The organism is Streptosporangium amethystogenes, from assembly GCF_000721075.1.
In the GTDB taxonomy this organism is placed as follows: domain Bacteria; phylum Actinomycetota; class Actinomycetes; order Streptosporangiales; family Streptosporangiaceae; genus Streptosporangium; species Streptosporangium amethystogenes.
Map to the genome: position 1 here is coordinate 604,197 of NZ_JOEQ01000004.1, position 13,901 is coordinate 618,097.

At 70.5% G+C, this 13,901-nt stretch carries 15 protein-coding genes; 8 read left to right on the forward strand and 7 right to left on the reverse strand.

Translation table 11 applies throughout. The features are described from left to right. Positions 1-86: 86 nt before the first annotated feature. Positions 87-1,715, reverse strand: coding sequence for a CDP-alcohol phosphatidyltransferase family protein (locus tag IG98_RS0107465; protein ID WP_030907494.1), 1,629 nt, complete (start codon positions 1,713-1,715; stop codon positions 87-89). Between the two features lie 155 nt (positions 1,716-1,870). On the opposite strand from IG98_RS0107465, the gene IG98_RS0107470 reads away from it, so the two are divergent. Further along, positions 1,871-3,220: a bifunctional cytidylyltransferase/SDR family oxidoreductase gene (locus IG98_RS0107470; RefSeq protein ID WP_030907496.1), complete on the forward strand. Its 1,350-nt coding sequence runs from the start codon at positions 1,871-1,873 to the stop codon at positions 3,218-3,220. Positions 3,221-3,245: 25 nt separating this feature from the next. On the opposite strand, the gene IG98_RS0107475 is transcribed toward IG98_RS0107470, so the two are convergent. Continuing rightward, positions 3,246-4,265: a glycosyltransferase family 2 protein gene (locus IG98_RS0107475; RefSeq protein ID WP_030907499.1), complete on the reverse strand. Its 1,020-nt coding sequence runs from the start codon at positions 4,263-4,265 to the stop codon at positions 3,246-3,248. Positions 4,266-4,331: 66 nt separating this feature from the next. Between IG98_RS0107475 and IG98_RS0107480 the strand changes: the two genes are divergently transcribed. The 3 genes from IG98_RS0107480 (at position 4,332) to IG98_RS0107490 (ending at position 7,009) form a co-directional block, all read left to right on the forward strand. Further along, positions 4,332-5,834, forward strand: coding sequence for an LCP family protein (locus IG98_RS0107480; RefSeq protein ID WP_030907502.1), 1,503 nt, complete (start codon positions 4,332-4,334; stop codon positions 5,832-5,834). Positions 5,835-5,891: 57 nt separating this feature from the next. Beyond that, positions 5,892-6,260, forward strand: coding sequence for an STAS domain-containing protein (locus tag IG98_RS44600; RefSeq protein WP_051751794.1), 369 nt, complete (start codon positions 5,892-5,894; stop codon positions 6,258-6,260). Between the two features lie 353 nt (positions 6,261-6,613). After that, on the forward strand, positions 6,614-7,009 hold the full coding sequence (locus IG98_RS0107490) for an STAS domain-containing protein (RefSeq protein ID WP_051751723.1): 396 nt from the start codon (positions 6,614-6,616) through the stop codon (positions 7,007-7,009). 77 nt (positions 7,010-7,086) lie between these two features. On the opposite strand, the gene IG98_RS0107495 is transcribed toward IG98_RS0107490, so the two are convergent. From IG98_RS0107495 to IG98_RS0107505, 3 genes are all read right to left on the reverse strand, one after another. Further along, positions 7,087-8,118 carry a LacI family DNA-binding transcriptional regulator gene (locus IG98_RS0107495; protein ID WP_030907510.1) on the reverse strand — a complete coding sequence of 344 codons (1,032 nt, stop codon included), beginning with the start codon at positions 8,116-8,118 and terminating at the stop codon, positions 7,087-7,089. Positions 8,119-8,177: 59 nt separating this feature from the next. Beyond that, positions 8,178-8,450, reverse strand: a complete 273-nt coding sequence (locus tag IG98_RS0107500; protein ID WP_157594194.1) for a hypothetical protein — start codon at positions 8,448-8,450, stop codon at positions 8,178-8,180. A gap of 130 nt (positions 8,451-8,580) precedes the next feature. Beyond that, positions 8,581-9,174, reverse strand: coding sequence for a DUF305 domain-containing protein (locus IG98_RS0107505; protein ID WP_030907517.1), 594 nt, complete (start codon positions 9,172-9,174; stop codon positions 8,581-8,583). 476 nt (positions 9,175-9,650) lie between these two features. Here IG98_RS0107505 and IG98_RS50180 point away from each other — a divergent pair, with 476 nt between their 5' ends. After that, a complete protein-coding gene (locus IG98_RS50180) occupies positions 9,651-9,893 on the forward strand; it encodes a hypothetical protein (RefSeq protein ID WP_157594195.1) in 243 nt (80 codons plus the stop codon). A 30-nt stretch (positions 9,894-9,923) separates the two neighbouring features. Continuing rightward, the gene (locus tag IG98_RS0107510; RefSeq protein WP_051751726.1) at positions 9,924-10,268 is read left to right on the forward strand and encodes a hypothetical protein; all 345 of its coding nucleotides are present in this window, start codon (positions 9,924-9,926) and stop codon (positions 10,266-10,268) included. A gap of 120 nt (positions 10,269-10,388) precedes the next feature. On the opposite strand, the gene IG98_RS0107515 is transcribed toward IG98_RS0107510, so the two are convergent. Further along, the gene (locus IG98_RS0107515) at positions 10,389-10,718 is read right to left on the reverse strand and encodes a hypothetical protein (RefSeq protein WP_211263890.1); all 330 of its coding nucleotides are present in this window, start codon (positions 10,716-10,718) and stop codon (positions 10,389-10,391) included. A 376-nt stretch (positions 10,719-11,094) separates the two neighbouring features. Here IG98_RS0107515 and IG98_RS0107520 point away from each other — a divergent pair, with 376 nt between their 5' ends. Further along, the gene (locus tag IG98_RS0107520) at positions 11,095-12,048 is read left to right on the forward strand and encodes a rubrerythrin family protein (protein WP_030907524.1); all 954 of its coding nucleotides are present in this window, start codon (positions 11,095-11,097) and stop codon (positions 12,046-12,048) included. A 146-nt stretch (positions 12,049-12,194) separates the two neighbouring features. After that, positions 12,195-12,674 (forward strand): DUF2231 domain-containing protein, encoded by a 480-nt coding sequence (locus IG98_RS0107525; RefSeq protein WP_030907526.1) that lies wholly within the window; start codon positions 12,195-12,197, stop codon positions 12,672-12,674. Between the two features lie 510 nt (positions 12,675-13,184). Here IG98_RS0107525 and IG98_RS0107535 read toward each other — a convergent pair. Next, positions 13,185-13,844, reverse strand: a complete 660-nt coding sequence (locus tag IG98_RS0107535; protein ID WP_030907528.1) for an HNH endonuclease family protein — start codon at positions 13,842-13,844, stop codon at positions 13,185-13,187. Positions 13,845-13,901: the final 57 nt, after the last annotated feature.

Here is a 13,901-nt window from a genome sequence, read left to right on the forward strand (position 1 = left end):
CCGCCTCGGCGGAGCACCCGTCCATGCCCGGGTCTCCCGTCCCATGGCGGGCCCACCCCGCCCTGCCGCGCGCCCGCCGTCTCCCGTCACCGGCTCAACGACCTGCCCATCCGGCCCGCGAGCGTGTAGCTCGCGGCGATCCCGCCCCAGACCAGCAGCGCGACGAAGGTCACCCGGGCGTTGAAGAGGGCTGCGGTCACCGCGATCAGGGCCATCCGCTCCCCGATGGGCAGCACGATGATCTTCTTGAACCAGCGGGTGGGGGACGCCTTCTCCATGGTCCGCGAGAGCCGCACGATCGCGTTGCCCGTCCCCGGCCCGTCGCCGTCCCCGGCCGCTCTCCCGGTGCCCTGCTCGGCCCCGCCGTCCGCGGCCCGCACGGCACCGGCACCCGCCGGCGCGGCCTGCCGCCCCGGCTCGCGGAGCGGCACCGGCCGCCTGGTGTCGTCGGCCGGGTCACCCAGCGACCCCGGTGTCCTGGCCCAGGCCGCGCCCACCCGGGCGGCGTCGGCGCGCGCCCCCGCGTACGAGAAATCGATCACGTGCCGGAGCAGTTGCAGGATCATCGCGGCCACCGCGAGCCCCCAGATGCCGTCGGGTCCGCCGCCGGTGGCGTCCAGCCCGGCCGCGTACCCGAAGGCGAGGCCCACGTAGACGGCGTACTCCTTGACCCGGTCGAAGGTGGCGTCCAGCCAGGCCCCGAACGGCGAGAAGGCACGGGTGTAGCGGGCGAGCTGGCCGTCGACGCAGTCGAGCACGAACGACAGGTAGAGCAGTACCGCCCCGGCGATCAGAGCCTGCCGGGTGCCCGTGGAGAACCAGATCGCGGCGAGCGCGGCCAGGCCGACGGACATGCCGGTGATCGCGTTCGGCGTCAGACCGAGTCTGGCGGCGAGCTTCACCAGATGCCTGGACCAGGAGCTCACCCCGTACGTGGCGAAGAAGCCGTCGTTGGCCTTGACCGCGCCGTCCAGCCGGGCCTCGGCCTCGTCGACCTCCGCCAGCCTCGGCACCGCCGAGTCCACGTCCGCCTGTTCGACCATCCGGTCGCCGTGCAGCCGGCCGAGCCCGGCCGCGCGCACCGGGACACCGGCGCGGACCAGACCGACCAGGAGCAGCTGTGGGGCCTCGCCGCCGTCCATCGGGCCGAAGCAGCCCGCCTCGGCGAGCTCGGCGAGCGCCTCGGCGGCCTCGGCGAGGCGTGTCAGGTCGGACACGCCCACCTGGAGCGCGCCCCTGAAGGTGCCGCCCGCCTCGCCCACCTCGTGGAAGGAGCTGCCCGCGGCCGCCACGTTCCCGCCGTCGATCCTGACCGGCGGGCGGGACGGCCCCGGCGCGACTCTCTCGCCCTCGCTCACCAGCGCGCGGGTGTCACGGGCCGGATGCTCGGTGAGCATGGCCAGCGCCTCGGTGTGCGCCACCAGGTCACCGGCGACCAGCAGCACGGGGCCGATGGACGAGCGAGCCACCTTCGCCACCCTGCGCAGGTCGTCGGCGAGCCCCCGCGACCCCTCGGCCCCGATCATGTGGGTGCCGCCGGGCGCGTGGATGATGTCGCTGGAGCGGGCCACCACGTGCACCTCGCGCACCGAGAGTGTGGCAAGCTGTCCGGTCAGCCTGTCGAGCAGTGTTCCTGCGGGACAGCGCAGCGCGGACGCCTCGGTGGTGGCGAGCACGACCGCGGCCGTCTGGGAGGCGGCGTGAGAGTCAGGCAATCCGGGCTCCTTCGTATCCGACGGGATCACCGTACGAATCGGGGAGTGCGCACTCAGGGTAGCTAGATCTTGACGGGATAGCACGGGAGCGCGCCGGACGATCGGGTACGCACCCATTACGCTCGCCATATCCGAACTGTCAAAGGAATCTGATCTTGGCCGAACGTGAACCGCGTCTTCGAACCGTTGGAGTGGTCCTGGCAGGCGGCGTCGGCCGGCGCGTCGGCCTCGGCACCCCCAAGCAGCTGCTGGAGATAGCAGGCCGGACGATCCTGGAACACACCCTCGCCCTGTTCGAGGAGGCGCCGGAGATCGACGAGGTCATCGTGCTGATGGCGCCCGGCTTCACCGGGGAGGTGGGGCGGATCGTCGAGCGGAGCGGCTTCACGAAGGTCACCCAGGTCCTGGAGGGCGGCCAGAGCCGCCCGGAGACCACCTGGCGGGCGCTGCGGGCCCTGGGGCCACGGGAGTGCGACGTGCTGCTGCACGACGCCGTACGCCCGCTGGCGGACAGGAGGATCATCGCCGACTGCGTCGAGGCGCTGAGGACCTGCTCGGCCGTCGAGGTGGCGATCCCGAGCTCCGACACGATCGTGGTGACCTCGCAGGGGCCGGACGGGGAGATCGTCCGTGACGTCCCCGACCGTGCCACCCTGCGCCGCGTCCAGACCCCGCAGTGCTTCCGGCTCTCGGTGATCCGCGAGGCGTACCAGCGGGCCTTCGCCGACCCCGGCTTCGGCGACCGGCCGCCCACCGACGACTGCGGCGTGCTGCTGCGCTACCTGCCCGAGGTGCCGATCCACGTGGTGACCGGCAGCGAGCGGAACATGAAGGTCACCCACCCGGTGGACCTCCTCATCGCCGACACGCTCCTGCGGCTCGCCGCGAGCGACGTTCCCGCCGCCTCGGCCCCCGCCCTGCGCGAGGCGATGGAGGGCAGGACCGTGGTGGTCTTCGGCGCGGGCGCCGAGGTGGCGGAGCTGGCCGGAGAGTACGGCGCCCGCGTGTTCCGCCTCCCCGGGCCGTCCGACCGCTCAGGGGCGCTCGAAGGGGTGCGCGTCGAGGACCCCGGCGCCGTGGCCGACGCGCTCGCCCACGCCGCCAAGGAGACGGGCGGGATCGACTACGTGGTCAACGCCCCGGGGGCCGCGCCCTCGGGCCGGCTCGACGCGGTGGACGACACCGCGATCGCCGAGAGCGTGAACGTGTACCACCTGGGCCCGGTCAACATCGCCAGGGCCGCCCTCCCCCATCTCCGCAAGACCCGGGGCCACCTGCTGTTCCACGCCCCAGCCCGGGAGGGCGCCGATGACAGCCTGCGCTCCGCCGCGGGTGCCGCGGTGGCCGGTCTGACCCGGGCGCTGGCGGAGGAATGGGCCTTCTGCGGGGTACGGGTCAACTGCGTCGTTCCCGGGCGGAGCGGCGCGCCGCGCACCGTCGCCCGCACCGCGCTGGACGTGCTCGCCTCCGGCGTCACCGGCCAGGTGGTCGATGCCCGCCCCTGACCGGTTCCCGCCTCGGTGAAGTGGGTCAGCCCGGCTTGCCGAGCCTTCTCGGACTGGTCAGGAAGCCCCAGCCCCACGACATGTGCATGGCGACGTAGACCAGCGGCAGCCGGACGAGCGCCTGGGCCGGCAGGCCGCTGCCGGTGACCGCGGAGCCGGCCAGGATCGCCGCCAGGTAACCGCCCGGGATCAGCAGACCCGGCCAGAGGAAGGGGGAGACCAGCAGGCCGGCGAGGATGGCCAGCACGGCCAGCGGCGGCGCCAGGTAGCGCAGGTTGATCGTGCCCTCGTGGGTGCGGGCGACCACCCTGCGCCAGCGGCCGTAGTGGAAGTACTGCTTGGCGAGTGCCTTGAGGTTGGGCCTCGGCCGGTAGGAGACGCGCATCCGGGGCTGGAACCAGACCAGGCCGCCCGTCTCGCGGATGCGGTGGTTCATCTCCCAGTCCTGGGCCCGCTGGAAATGCTCGTCGTAGCCGCCGACCCGCTCCAGAGCCTCCCGGCGGAACACGCCGAGGTAGACCGTGTCGGCCGGGCCCGCGGTGCCACCGGTATGGAATCTGGCGCCACCGACACCGATCTTGGAGGTCATCGCGCGGGCCACGGCCTGCTCGAACGGCGTGACGCCCTCGGCGGCCATGATGCCGCCCACGTTGTCCGCGCCGGTCTCCTCAAGGGTCTCGACCGCGACCCGGAGGTAGTCGTCGGGGAGCATCGCGTGGCCGTCCACCCTGGCGATGATCTTGTTGCTCGACGCGGCGATGGCGGCGTTGAGCGCGTTGGGAGTCCGGCCCGTGGGGTTGGGGACCACGATCACACGAGGGTCGTCGGCGGCGATCTCGTCGGCGACTTCCTGGGTGCGGTCGCGGGAGGGGCCGATCGCGAGGACGACCTCGATCGGTCCTTCGTACCGCTGCGACAGGACCTGACGCACCGCCTCCCGCAGATGGCGCTCCTCGTTCAGCACCGGGATGACGATGGAGATCGGAGGCCAGACACGTGTCTCGGAAGACGACGCCGGCGCGGGCGAGTCGGGGAACTGCTTCATGGCGTCGCTCACGCTACTGTACGAACGGGTACCTCATCGACCCAGCAGGAGCCTAGGGGGCCATGCATGCGTGACCCGCATGAGGATTCGGGTGTGCACGTAGGCGGCGACGCCTACGGCAGCGTCCGATTGAACCCGAGACGTGACCGCAGGTCAGCCAGGGGTGCCCGCACCAGGCGACGCGGTCTCGTCATCGCGGGCACACTCTCGTGCCTGGTCCTGGGCAGCTCCGGAGTGACGTGGGCGCTGACGAACTACGCGACGACAAAGATCAAGTCGGTCGACGCGGGGCTGCAGGAGTCGCGGCCGAGCACCGGTGCGATGAACATCCTGGTGGTCGGCGTCGACAGGCGCGACGACCTCACCCGCAAGCAGCAGAACCAGCTCAAGCTGGGCCGCGAGAGCGGCGAGCGCACCGACACCATGATGGTGATCCACCTGTCGGAGGACCACCGCAGGGTCACCGTGGTCAGCCTGCCCCGCGACACCTGGACGACGATCCCCGGCAAGGGCCAGCACAAGATCAACGCGGCCTACCAGCTCGGCGGCCCGAAGCTCGCGACACGTACGGTGCAGGCGGCCACGGGCCTGACCCTCCACCACTACGTCGAGGTCAACGTGCTCGGCTTCATCAACGTGGTCGACGCGCTCGGCGGCATCTCGGTCTGCACGCCGGTCCCGATCAACGACCCGAAGACCGCGCTCAACCTGGAGCCGGGCACCTACTCCTTCGACGGCGTCAAGGCCCTCTCCTACGCCCGCACCCGCGCCACCGCCCGTTCCGACCTGGACCGCATCGACCGCCAGCAGCAGGTGATCTCCGCGCTGCTGAACCAGGCGCTCAGCGGCGACACGCTCACCAACCCGATCAGACTGGCCTCGTTCGTCGACACCGCCCTTGACACGGTCCGGGTGGACGACGCGCTCCGCAAGGACCTGCTCGGCCTGGCCGACCAGCTCAAGGACGTCTCCACGGACGACGTGGCCTTCGCCACGGTCCCGCTCGCCGACGTCGACTACCGGACGCCGACCGGCGAGTCCGCCGTGCTCTGGGACTCCGGCGCGGCCAAGGAGCTGTTCCGCCGGATCGCCGCCGACGAGACGCTCGTCAAGCCGACCAAACCCGCCAAGTCCACACCCACCCCGAGTGCCTCGGCCTCCCCCTCGGCTCCCGCCCTGACCGTACCGCCCGCGCGGATCTCCCTCCGGGTTCTCAACGGCACCACGGTCAAGGGGTTGGGCGCACAGACCAGGGCCGAGCTGCAGAAGGTCGGATTCCTGGTGCCCGAGACGGCCGGTAACACCCCGCAGAAGGGCTTCGAAAGGACGGTCGTCCGGTACGGTCCGGGCCGCGAGGACTCGGCGCGCACCGTCGCCGCCGCGCTGCCCGGCGCCGAGTCGCGCCGGGTGGAGAGCCTCGGTGACGCGATCGAGGTGGTCATCGGCCTGAAGCACGAGCCGCCGAAGAAGGTCACCGTGAAGGAGACGACCGCACCGGCGACTCCGGCCGCCTCCCCCTCGACGGCCCCGACGGCGAGGACGGCCACGGAGAACATCTGTAAAAAGTGACTTGTGCGCATAACAATCTTCGGCCAGGGCAGTCAGCGGGGCACGGAGGTGATGACCGTGATCTCAACATTCGACGTTCAGACGTGGCGCAGCGGTCCCTGCGCGGTCGTACGGGCGACAGGCGAGCTTGACCTGGCCGTCGCTCCCCGGCTGCGCGCGGAGATCGACCGCGTCCTGGACGGTGCCGGCGTCCCGGGTCTGGTGGTCGACCTGACCAAGGTGCCGTTCTGCGACTCGGTGGGGCTGGGCGTCCTGGTGGGCACCCTCACCCGGCTCAGGGAGGCCCGCTGCCGCCTCATCCTGGTGACGGGCCCCGGCATGATCACCCACCTGCTGACGATCACCAATCTCGACCGGCACTTCGAGGTACGCGGCAGCCTGCGCGAGGCGCTGGACGCGCTGGCCCCGAGCCACTCGCCGAACTGAGTCACCCCAGTTCAGAGCAGCTTTCCCAGCCGATCCACCCCCCTCTTCGCCAACTCTCGCCCCACCTTCCCACCCCTTTTCGAGCCCTCCGGCCGAGGGCCGACACGCGCCACCCGCAAACTGTTTCCTCGAATAGCTGGCACATATACGGGTAGGCATCTACACTTCGCTTCGAAGCTACACGATCACGGAAAGCGATGGTTCGCACCGTTAGGGAGTATCGTGGCTTCAGATCGTCCATCCTTCTTCGCAGCGGGCAATACGCGACCGGGAGGACGAGCTGAGGCCGGAGGTCAGAGTGACACTCCCCGGCCGGATAGGTACATTCACGTGAGCCTGCAGGGAAGTGGGCGATGAACGCACTTCAACTCACGAGCGAACACGCGAGCGGCTTCGTGGTCATCACGGTGGCCGGTGAGCTCGACCTGGCCACCAGGCCGGAACTGTCCGACTGCGTGCAGGAAGCCATCGACGCCTGCCACGGCACGGTCATCATCGACCTCTCCGGGGTCACCTTCATCGACGCCTGCGGCCTGAGCTCGCTGATCGGCGTCAAGCGGTACGCGCGCGAACACCACACCCCGCTGCTCCTGGCCGGAGCGCCACCCGTGGTCCTCAAGCTGCTGAAGCTCACCCATCTCGAGGCCTCCTTCACGGTGATCTCCCGCTCGGAGGCGATGGGGCCCCCGCCGGGCCGCCCCCGGCACGCACCGTCCGTCCAGGCGATCACCCCCCTCGCCGACCGGTAGGCAGGCCCCGCCACACCGGCGCAGGCGGCCACCACGGCCGTCTCACGCCCCCCTCGCCGCCTTACCGGCCTCCGAGGTCAGGCCGACTCCCTGACCACCAGGGTCGGTTCGAAGATCCGTGAGGTCACCGGGTGGTCCGGCCGCTCGATATGGGCCAGCAGCAGCCGTCCCATCTCGGCGGCCATGTCCTCGACGGGATGGCGGACCGTGGTGAGCGGCGGGCGGCAGACCAGCGCCGCACTGCTGTCGTCGAAGCCCACCATGGCCACGTCGTCGGGCACCCGGCGCCCGTGGTGGCGCAGCACCAGCAGGGCCCCCTGGGCCATCAGGTCGTTGGCCGCGAAGACACCGTCGATGTCGGGGTGCTCGGCGAGCAGCCGCTCCATCGCCACCTCGCCACTGGCGAGCGTGAAGTTGCCCTCGACGCAGGGAATGTAGGGGTGGCCGTGGACGGCCATCGCCTCCTGGAAGCCCGCCAGGCGGTCCTGGCCGGCCGGGACGCCGAGCGGGCCGGAGATGGTCGCCAGCCGGCGGCAGCCCCGGGCGACGAGGTGGTCGGCGGCCAGCTTGCCCCCGGCCCGGTGCGCGACGTCGACGTAGCTGATCGGGATCGGCCTGGCCGGCCTGGCGAAGAGCACGGTGGGCAGCGCGGCCTCGGCGAGCAGTCCGGGCAGCGTGTCCTCGGCGCTGATGGAGACCAGGATGGCCCCGTCGGCGTTGCCCTGGCGCAGGTAGGCGATGACCTGGTCGCGGCTCTCCGGGGTGTCGGCGAACATCAGGATCGGGTGGATGCCCAGCGGACGCAGGAAACCGACGACCCCTCCGGCCACCCGCCCGAAGAACGGGTCGGCGAAGACATGGCCGGGGAACGGATTCTCCTCGTCGCCGCCGGCCCCGGAGACGATCAGGGCGATCGCCCCCGTCCGCCGGGTGACCAGCGAGCGCGCCGCCTGGTTGGGCGCGTAGCCGGTGAGGGCGATCGCCTGCCTGACCTTCTCCTGGATCGCGAGATCCACATTGCGAATTCCGTTGATCACGCGCGAGACCGTGGCCCGGGAGACCCCCGCCGCCCGTGCCACATCCTCCAGCGTGGGGGGTGCCGACACCATCACCTCTCCTTAAGCGTGGAGACCCCCGGCCTCAGCTGTGGGAGTACGTCGATAAGCTTTTATAGCACAGCGAGAGAGCGCTCTCCCAAGGGCTTCCGCAGGGCCGGCGCCTGCTCACCGGCGAGCACTTCGACGCTCAACGGCGGGTCGGCGGCCGAGCGTCCGGCGAGCACCGTGAAGGCGCCCTCCTCGGCCGACCAGTGCCGGAAGGCCCGCGCCGGGATGTCCACCGTGATGCCGACGACCTCGCCGGGCCCCGCGTCGGCCAGGGCGTAGCCGGCCGGCCAGCGCACCGGGCGGGCCATGCCCGTCTCCGGCTCGTCGATGCTCACCTGGTTTTCCTTCACCGTTGGAGATCGCTCCTGTAGATCACTTTTGGAGAGCGCTCTCCGGTACGTCATGGTGTCCGCGCGCTGTCAATGTCCAAAAACGACGGCCCCGACGACGGCCCGGGGAATCCGGTCAGCGGATGCCGTCGAGCAGGTCGCTCTGGGCGGCACGGGTCCGCTCGACGGCGGCGGCCAGAGTCCTCGTCCCCTCGTCGGCACCGGCGGTCTGCTCGGAGCGGGCGACCGCGGCCGACTGGTCGAGGTGCTCGCGTAGGCGGTCGGCGAAGAGCCGGTCCAAGGCCGGACCGGTGGCCTTCCTCAGCACCGCCAGGTCGGCGGCGGTGACCATACCTGGCATGTCATGCCCTTCGTGCACGTTCGTCGCGGGCAGCCCGGTACGGCCCAGCGTCTCCGTGAGGCGTTCGAGCTCGGCCAGATGAGCCTTCCTGATCCTGGCGGCCAGTCGCCGTACCGCCGGGTCGTGCCCGCGTTCGGCACCGAGGTCGAGCAGGGGCAGCGTCCGCTCGTCCATTGGGATCATCAACTGGAGCCACGCGGTGTCCGTGGTGTTGAAACCGGCCGTCGGCGTGGCGGCGGGGGCGGCGGGAACGACCGGTGCCGGGGATTCATGGTGGTGGCCCGGCGCGGCCGCCGGGGAGTGGGCACCGCAGCCGGCGACCGGGCCGGACACAAGGAACAGGGTGAGAATCGCGCCGGCACGTCGCATCTGGGCCTTCTCCTGTCAGGAGGCGGATGCCAGGCCCCGGCACCGTACCCGCCTCCCTCGGTGGAGGCTGTCGCGGGCCGGCCCTGCGAGAGCAGGGCGTCCGCCGCGGTGGCCGGAGGGATGATCGCCAGCCCGGCCGCGACCAGCGCGGTGAGCGTGGCGACGACCAGTCCCAGGCGGAGCCTGACCGGGCCTTGACACCGCTCGATCTCCGGTAGCACTCTCGGCTACGGAGAGCGCTCTCCCATTCTGTCGCGTTGACGGCGGGCATCCCCTTTCGAGGAGAGATCGTGCATCCAGCTCGTGGTTCGGGCGGATTCCGGTTGGCTCTGGTCATCGCCGCCCTCGCGGCCCTGGTCGTCTCCGGTCCGGCATTCGCCGGCCCCGCGCGGCGGCGGCCGACACCCTGCTGTCACAGGGCAGGACGGCGACCGCCTCGTCATCCGAGGGCGCCGCCTACGGCGCGGCGGCAGCGCGTGAAGAACAAGATCGTCGCCCGGGTCAACGCCCTCAAGGGCCGTCAGGGCGTGCTCATGCGGGACATCGGCAACCCTGCCCACCGGCGAGGGCGAGGGGCGGCACGGCGGGTTCGGCGGACGGTTCAAGGTGATTTCGGTGCCGCTCACCAGATCGGCGCAATGCGGGATTCGTCACCCGATCACCGCCGACCCGCGGTGGATATGCTGGCCGTGTCGGGAAGATCGACGCCCGATATTTGAAATGACCTTGCCGGTTACAGGGAGTAACTCATGGCACGCTCGGTGGCTGTCGCCTGGACAGGAGCGGTGGTCGCCGCCCTCCTGCTGGCCGGTTGCTCCTCGGACCAGCTGGGCGATCGCGGCGGGAAGGAGAACGCGGCGCCTGACAGTGTCGGCGACGTCGACTACGTCGAGGTCTTCCGCAACGCCGACAACTTCCCCAACGTCGCCCGGATCTGTGTCGAGGGCCTGGCCTTCGCCAGCACGTCGAGCGGGACACGCGGCGAGAGCGGCGTCGCCAACCCGGCACTGCTCCGCATCCCCGAGTGGGACGCCAAGTGCGCCGAGCACTCGAAAACCCCTCCGTCGCCCAAGCCGAGCTCCTCCCCGGGCTGACCCGGGATCCGTCACACGGCTCGGCCCCGCCGACCGGTCGTGACGGGCACGCTCGCCGGAAAACCCGCGCGGCTCCGCCGCTCTCGGCGGGTGAACAAGCGCCGGCGATCGGGCGTGGCCCTACGAGATCTGTTCCTGCCGCTCGTCACCGGTGTCGAAGAAGGTGCTGAGATACTCCTCCGGTTCGAGATCGCTGTCCCGGAGGAGGGAGAAGACCTCCGTGCCCGGCTCGATCACGTCGTCTGACAGCCGGTACGCCTGCGCCAGTCCCAGATACTCGAACGCGGTACCGGTGGCGTACCTCGCGGCTTCGCGCTCCGCCATGACAATGGCCTCGTCGAACGAACCGGCCCTCCACAGGGTGACCCGTTCCTCGTAGGTGTCGTGTGGCGCCCCCCAGCGGAAAACACATCGAACCGCGTACCAGCCGGTGTCAGGCATCTCGATCACACCGTAATGATGCCGGATAACGGGCATCATTCGATCTTCGGCGGAACAGCGGGCGGCCGGCTCCTCCCGCCCGCCCTGCACAGGAGAAGTTCACCCCCCGGCACACTCAGCTATCCGGAAGCCGCCCTGGGCCGGACTGGAGACCGGGATCGGCGCCCAGACCCGCCCCGTGGGCCCTGAATCGGTACGGGATCGCGGCCGACCTCTGTATCCGGGGACATCCGGGGACATCCAGGGACACAGGACATGCTTTACGTTGACCGCATAAGCATTACGCAGTCATGCCGTGATGGGTCGTTATCGATCACTTCACCAGGTTAGATACCCGATGAAGGTTGCAGACGTCCACGCACACTCCGATGGCGGAGGTCGAGGCATGATCCCCTTCCCGGTACGCGCGCTCATGACCGGCGCGTTCACGATCGCACTGAGCACTCCCGTAAGCGGCGCGCTCGCCGCCTCGGCCGTACCATCGGGCACCTCCGCCGACACGGTGGACGCACCGAGCCCGCAAACCCGCGCGGACCTGGCGCGGGCGATGCGAGGTGAGGCGTTCGCCAACGCCGCCTACCGGCTCTACGCGGCGCAGGCCCAGCGGGAGGGGCTGCCGTCGGTGGCCCGTCTGTTCGAGCGCACGGCCGATGTGGAGCTGGGCGAGCATTTCAAGGAGGAGGCCGCGCTGAGCGGCCTGGTGGGCAACGACGCCGCGAACCTGAGTGCCGCGATGGCCGGTGAGACGTACGAGTCCCAGAAGTTGTATCCCGGGTTCGCGCGGCAGGCCAAGGCCGACGGTGAAAGCACGACGGCCACCCTCTTCTCCGAGATCTCCCGTGACGAAGGGGGGCACGCGCGGGCGTTCGGCACCGCGCTGCGCGCCGTCGAATCCGGCCAGGGAAACGTCCCCGCACCGCCGAAGGCCAAGCCGGTGCAGGTCCCGCAAGGTCCGCCGAAAGTCCACGCGCAGCAGACCAAGTCCAACCTGGACACGGCCATGCACGGTGAGGCACTCGCGTACGCCAAGTACCGGCTGTACGCCGAGCACTCCAAGAACTCGGCCGTGGCGAAGCTGTTCCGGGGCAACGCCGATGTGGAACTGCACGAGCACTTCGCCGACGCGGCCGGTATGGCCGGGCTTGTCGGGACGACCCGCGCCAACCTGACCAAGGCCATCGCCGGCGAGCGGTACGAGTCCCAGACCATGTACCCGACCTTCGCCAAACGCGCCAAGGTGGCGGGCGACAGCCAGGCGGCCGCGCGCTTCTCGAACAACGCCGAAGACGAGGCCGGGCACGCCCGCGCCTTCCAGCAGGCGCTGGACCGACTGCCCTGAGCGGGCCGTGACCGGCGCCCAAGAGGGGGCACAGGACTGTCCGGGCGATGCCGTACGCCGTACACGCCGCCACCGCTCCCGGCCTCGCCGCTTTCTCCCCAGCCGCGATCACCCGCGCTTCGGGCCGGGCAAGACAGGGAGCGAACATGTTCTTCGGTCTACCTCTGCATCCACTGATCGTCCACGCCGTCGTGGTATGCGTGCCGCTCGCGGCGCTCGGCACGATCCTGATGGCGTTCTGGCCGGTCGCGGCACGCCGGTTGTGGCCGGCGGTGCTGTTCGTCGCCACCATCGCACTGGCCGCCGTGCCGCTGTCGACCAGCAGCGGCGAGACGCTTGAGAAAAAGGTCGGAGAGAACGCGCTCGTCGAAGCCCACGCGGAGCAGGGCGAGCAGGTGCTGCCGTTCGTCATCGTGCTCTGGCTCGCGACCCTGGGTATCTCCCTGAGGGCCCGTCTCATGGGACACAGCGCGCGGTCGCGTACGGAGCGCACCGGCCCCCGATCGCGGTGGCATTCCGTAACGGTGGTCGCCCTGGCGGCCCTCGCCCTGATCGGCGGCGTCGTAGGCACCATCGAGGTGGTGCGTGCCGGCCACAGTGGCGCTCAGGCCGTCTGGACCAAGTAGTGGCGCGGACTCGCCGAAATCCCCGGCGCGAACCCGATGCCCGGTTGCCGGCCACGCTCACCGGACGTCCGCCCGGCCATCTCCCCCGGTCGCCTCAGAGCGTACGAGGACCTGCCGAGTGTCCTGCACCGAGGGCTTTCTTCTCCATGCCTTCGGTGTTGGGCAACTTTTATCTCAGGCCCGGAGGAACTCGGCGATTGGCTCGGCCTGGCCGAAGATGGCGTGACCGGCCTCGGGGAGCAACCAGACGTCGCCGGCGGCGTGGCGGTCTTCGATGCTCCGGCGGTCGATGGCGTAGACGTTGCCGTAACGGCGAGTCTCGGCGACCGGCCGGCCCGCGTCACGGAGCTTGTCACCGCGTATCAGCCGACGTCAGGCATCTCGTTCACACCATGATGACGCCGGATGACGGGCGCTAACCGATCAACGTCAGCGGCGGCCGGCAGAACTCCCCTGGCATCTTCACGACGTGCTCCAGGCGGAGTTCCGCCCAAGGATCACCGGCAAACGCTAGCTTCGGCAGGTGCGGAGCATGTTGAGCAGGGCCACCTTCTCCTTACGGGTCACGAAGAGCCGGTAGTGGCGCTTCACGGTGATCCATGAGGTCGCGTACCGGCACCAGTGGGCGCGGCGTTGCGGGCGCCAGCCCTGCGGGCCTTCGCCGCCTTTGGCGATGTTGGCGGAGTGGCTGACGGTGAGCAGTTCCGGGCGGATCAGGTCGTTGGCGAAGGCACGCCGCTTGGCCTGGCTCCATCGTTTGGCGCCCGAGCGCCAGGCATAGGCGAGCGGCACCACATGGTCGACGTCCACGTACTTCTCGCTCTTCAGCCACCTGCCGTCGTACGGGCTGTACCAGAGTCCCTTGACCGGGTGGCAGGCCGCGTTGCGGTGTACGTTCCGCCCGTCGCGGGCCAGGACCATCTCCCGCGTGCTGCACCTGCCCTTGCGGTGCGTCGATCGGGGCTGGAACCGCTCGCGGCTGTAGCCCCGGATGGACAGGGGCCTGGCGACCTTGAGCTGGGCCAGCATGCGCCGGGCGAGGGCCGTGGCCTCCGCCTGTGACCGCTTGCGCGGTTCGGCCACCGCCTGCGGGGTGGTGAGGGCGGAGGTGATCGGGATGAGCACGAGGGTGAGTACAGCGACGTGGGTTGCCCGCCTCAGGAAGATCATGGCTTTACCTATACCCGACGACAGCCCCGATACCGGCAGCCGGCAGGAGCGGCCGGA

Bases quoted from the DNA above. Each gene is read 5' to 3' on its own strand.
- IG98_RS0107475 (WP_030907499.1), bottom strand. From the start codon at position 4,265: ATGAAGCAGTTCCCCGACTCGCCCGCGCCGGCGTCGTCTTCCGAGACA.
- IG98_RS0107480 (WP_030907502.1), top strand. From the start codon at position 4,332: ATGCGTGACCCGCATGAGGATTCGGGTGTGCACGTAGGCGGCGACGCC.
- IG98_RS0107490 (WP_051751723.1), top strand. From the start codon at position 6,614: ATGAACGCACTTCAACTCACGAGCGAACACGCGAGCGGCTTCGTGGTC.
- IG98_RS0107495 (WP_030907510.1), bottom strand. From the start codon at position 8,118: ATGGTGTCGGCACCCCCCACGCTGGAGGATGTGGCACGGGCGGCGGGG.
- IG98_RS0107505 (WP_030907517.1), bottom strand. From the start codon at position 9,174: ATGCGACGTGCCGGCGCGATTCTCACCCTGTTCCTTGTGTCCGGCCCG.
- IG98_RS0107510 (WP_051751726.1), top strand. From the start codon at position 9,924: ATGGCACGCTCGGTGGCTGTCGCCTGGACAGGAGCGGTGGTCGCCGCC.
- IG98_RS0107520 (WP_030907524.1), top strand. From the start codon at position 11,095: ATGATCCCCTTCCCGGTACGCGCGCTCATGACCGGCGCGTTCACGATC.
- IG98_RS0107525 (WP_030907526.1), top strand. From the start codon at position 12,195: ATGTTCTTCGGTCTACCTCTGCATCCACTGATCGTCCACGCCGTCGTG.
- IG98_RS0107535 (WP_030907528.1), bottom strand. From the start codon at position 13,844: ATGATCTTCCTGAGGCGGGCAACCCACGTCGCTGTACTCACCCTCGTG.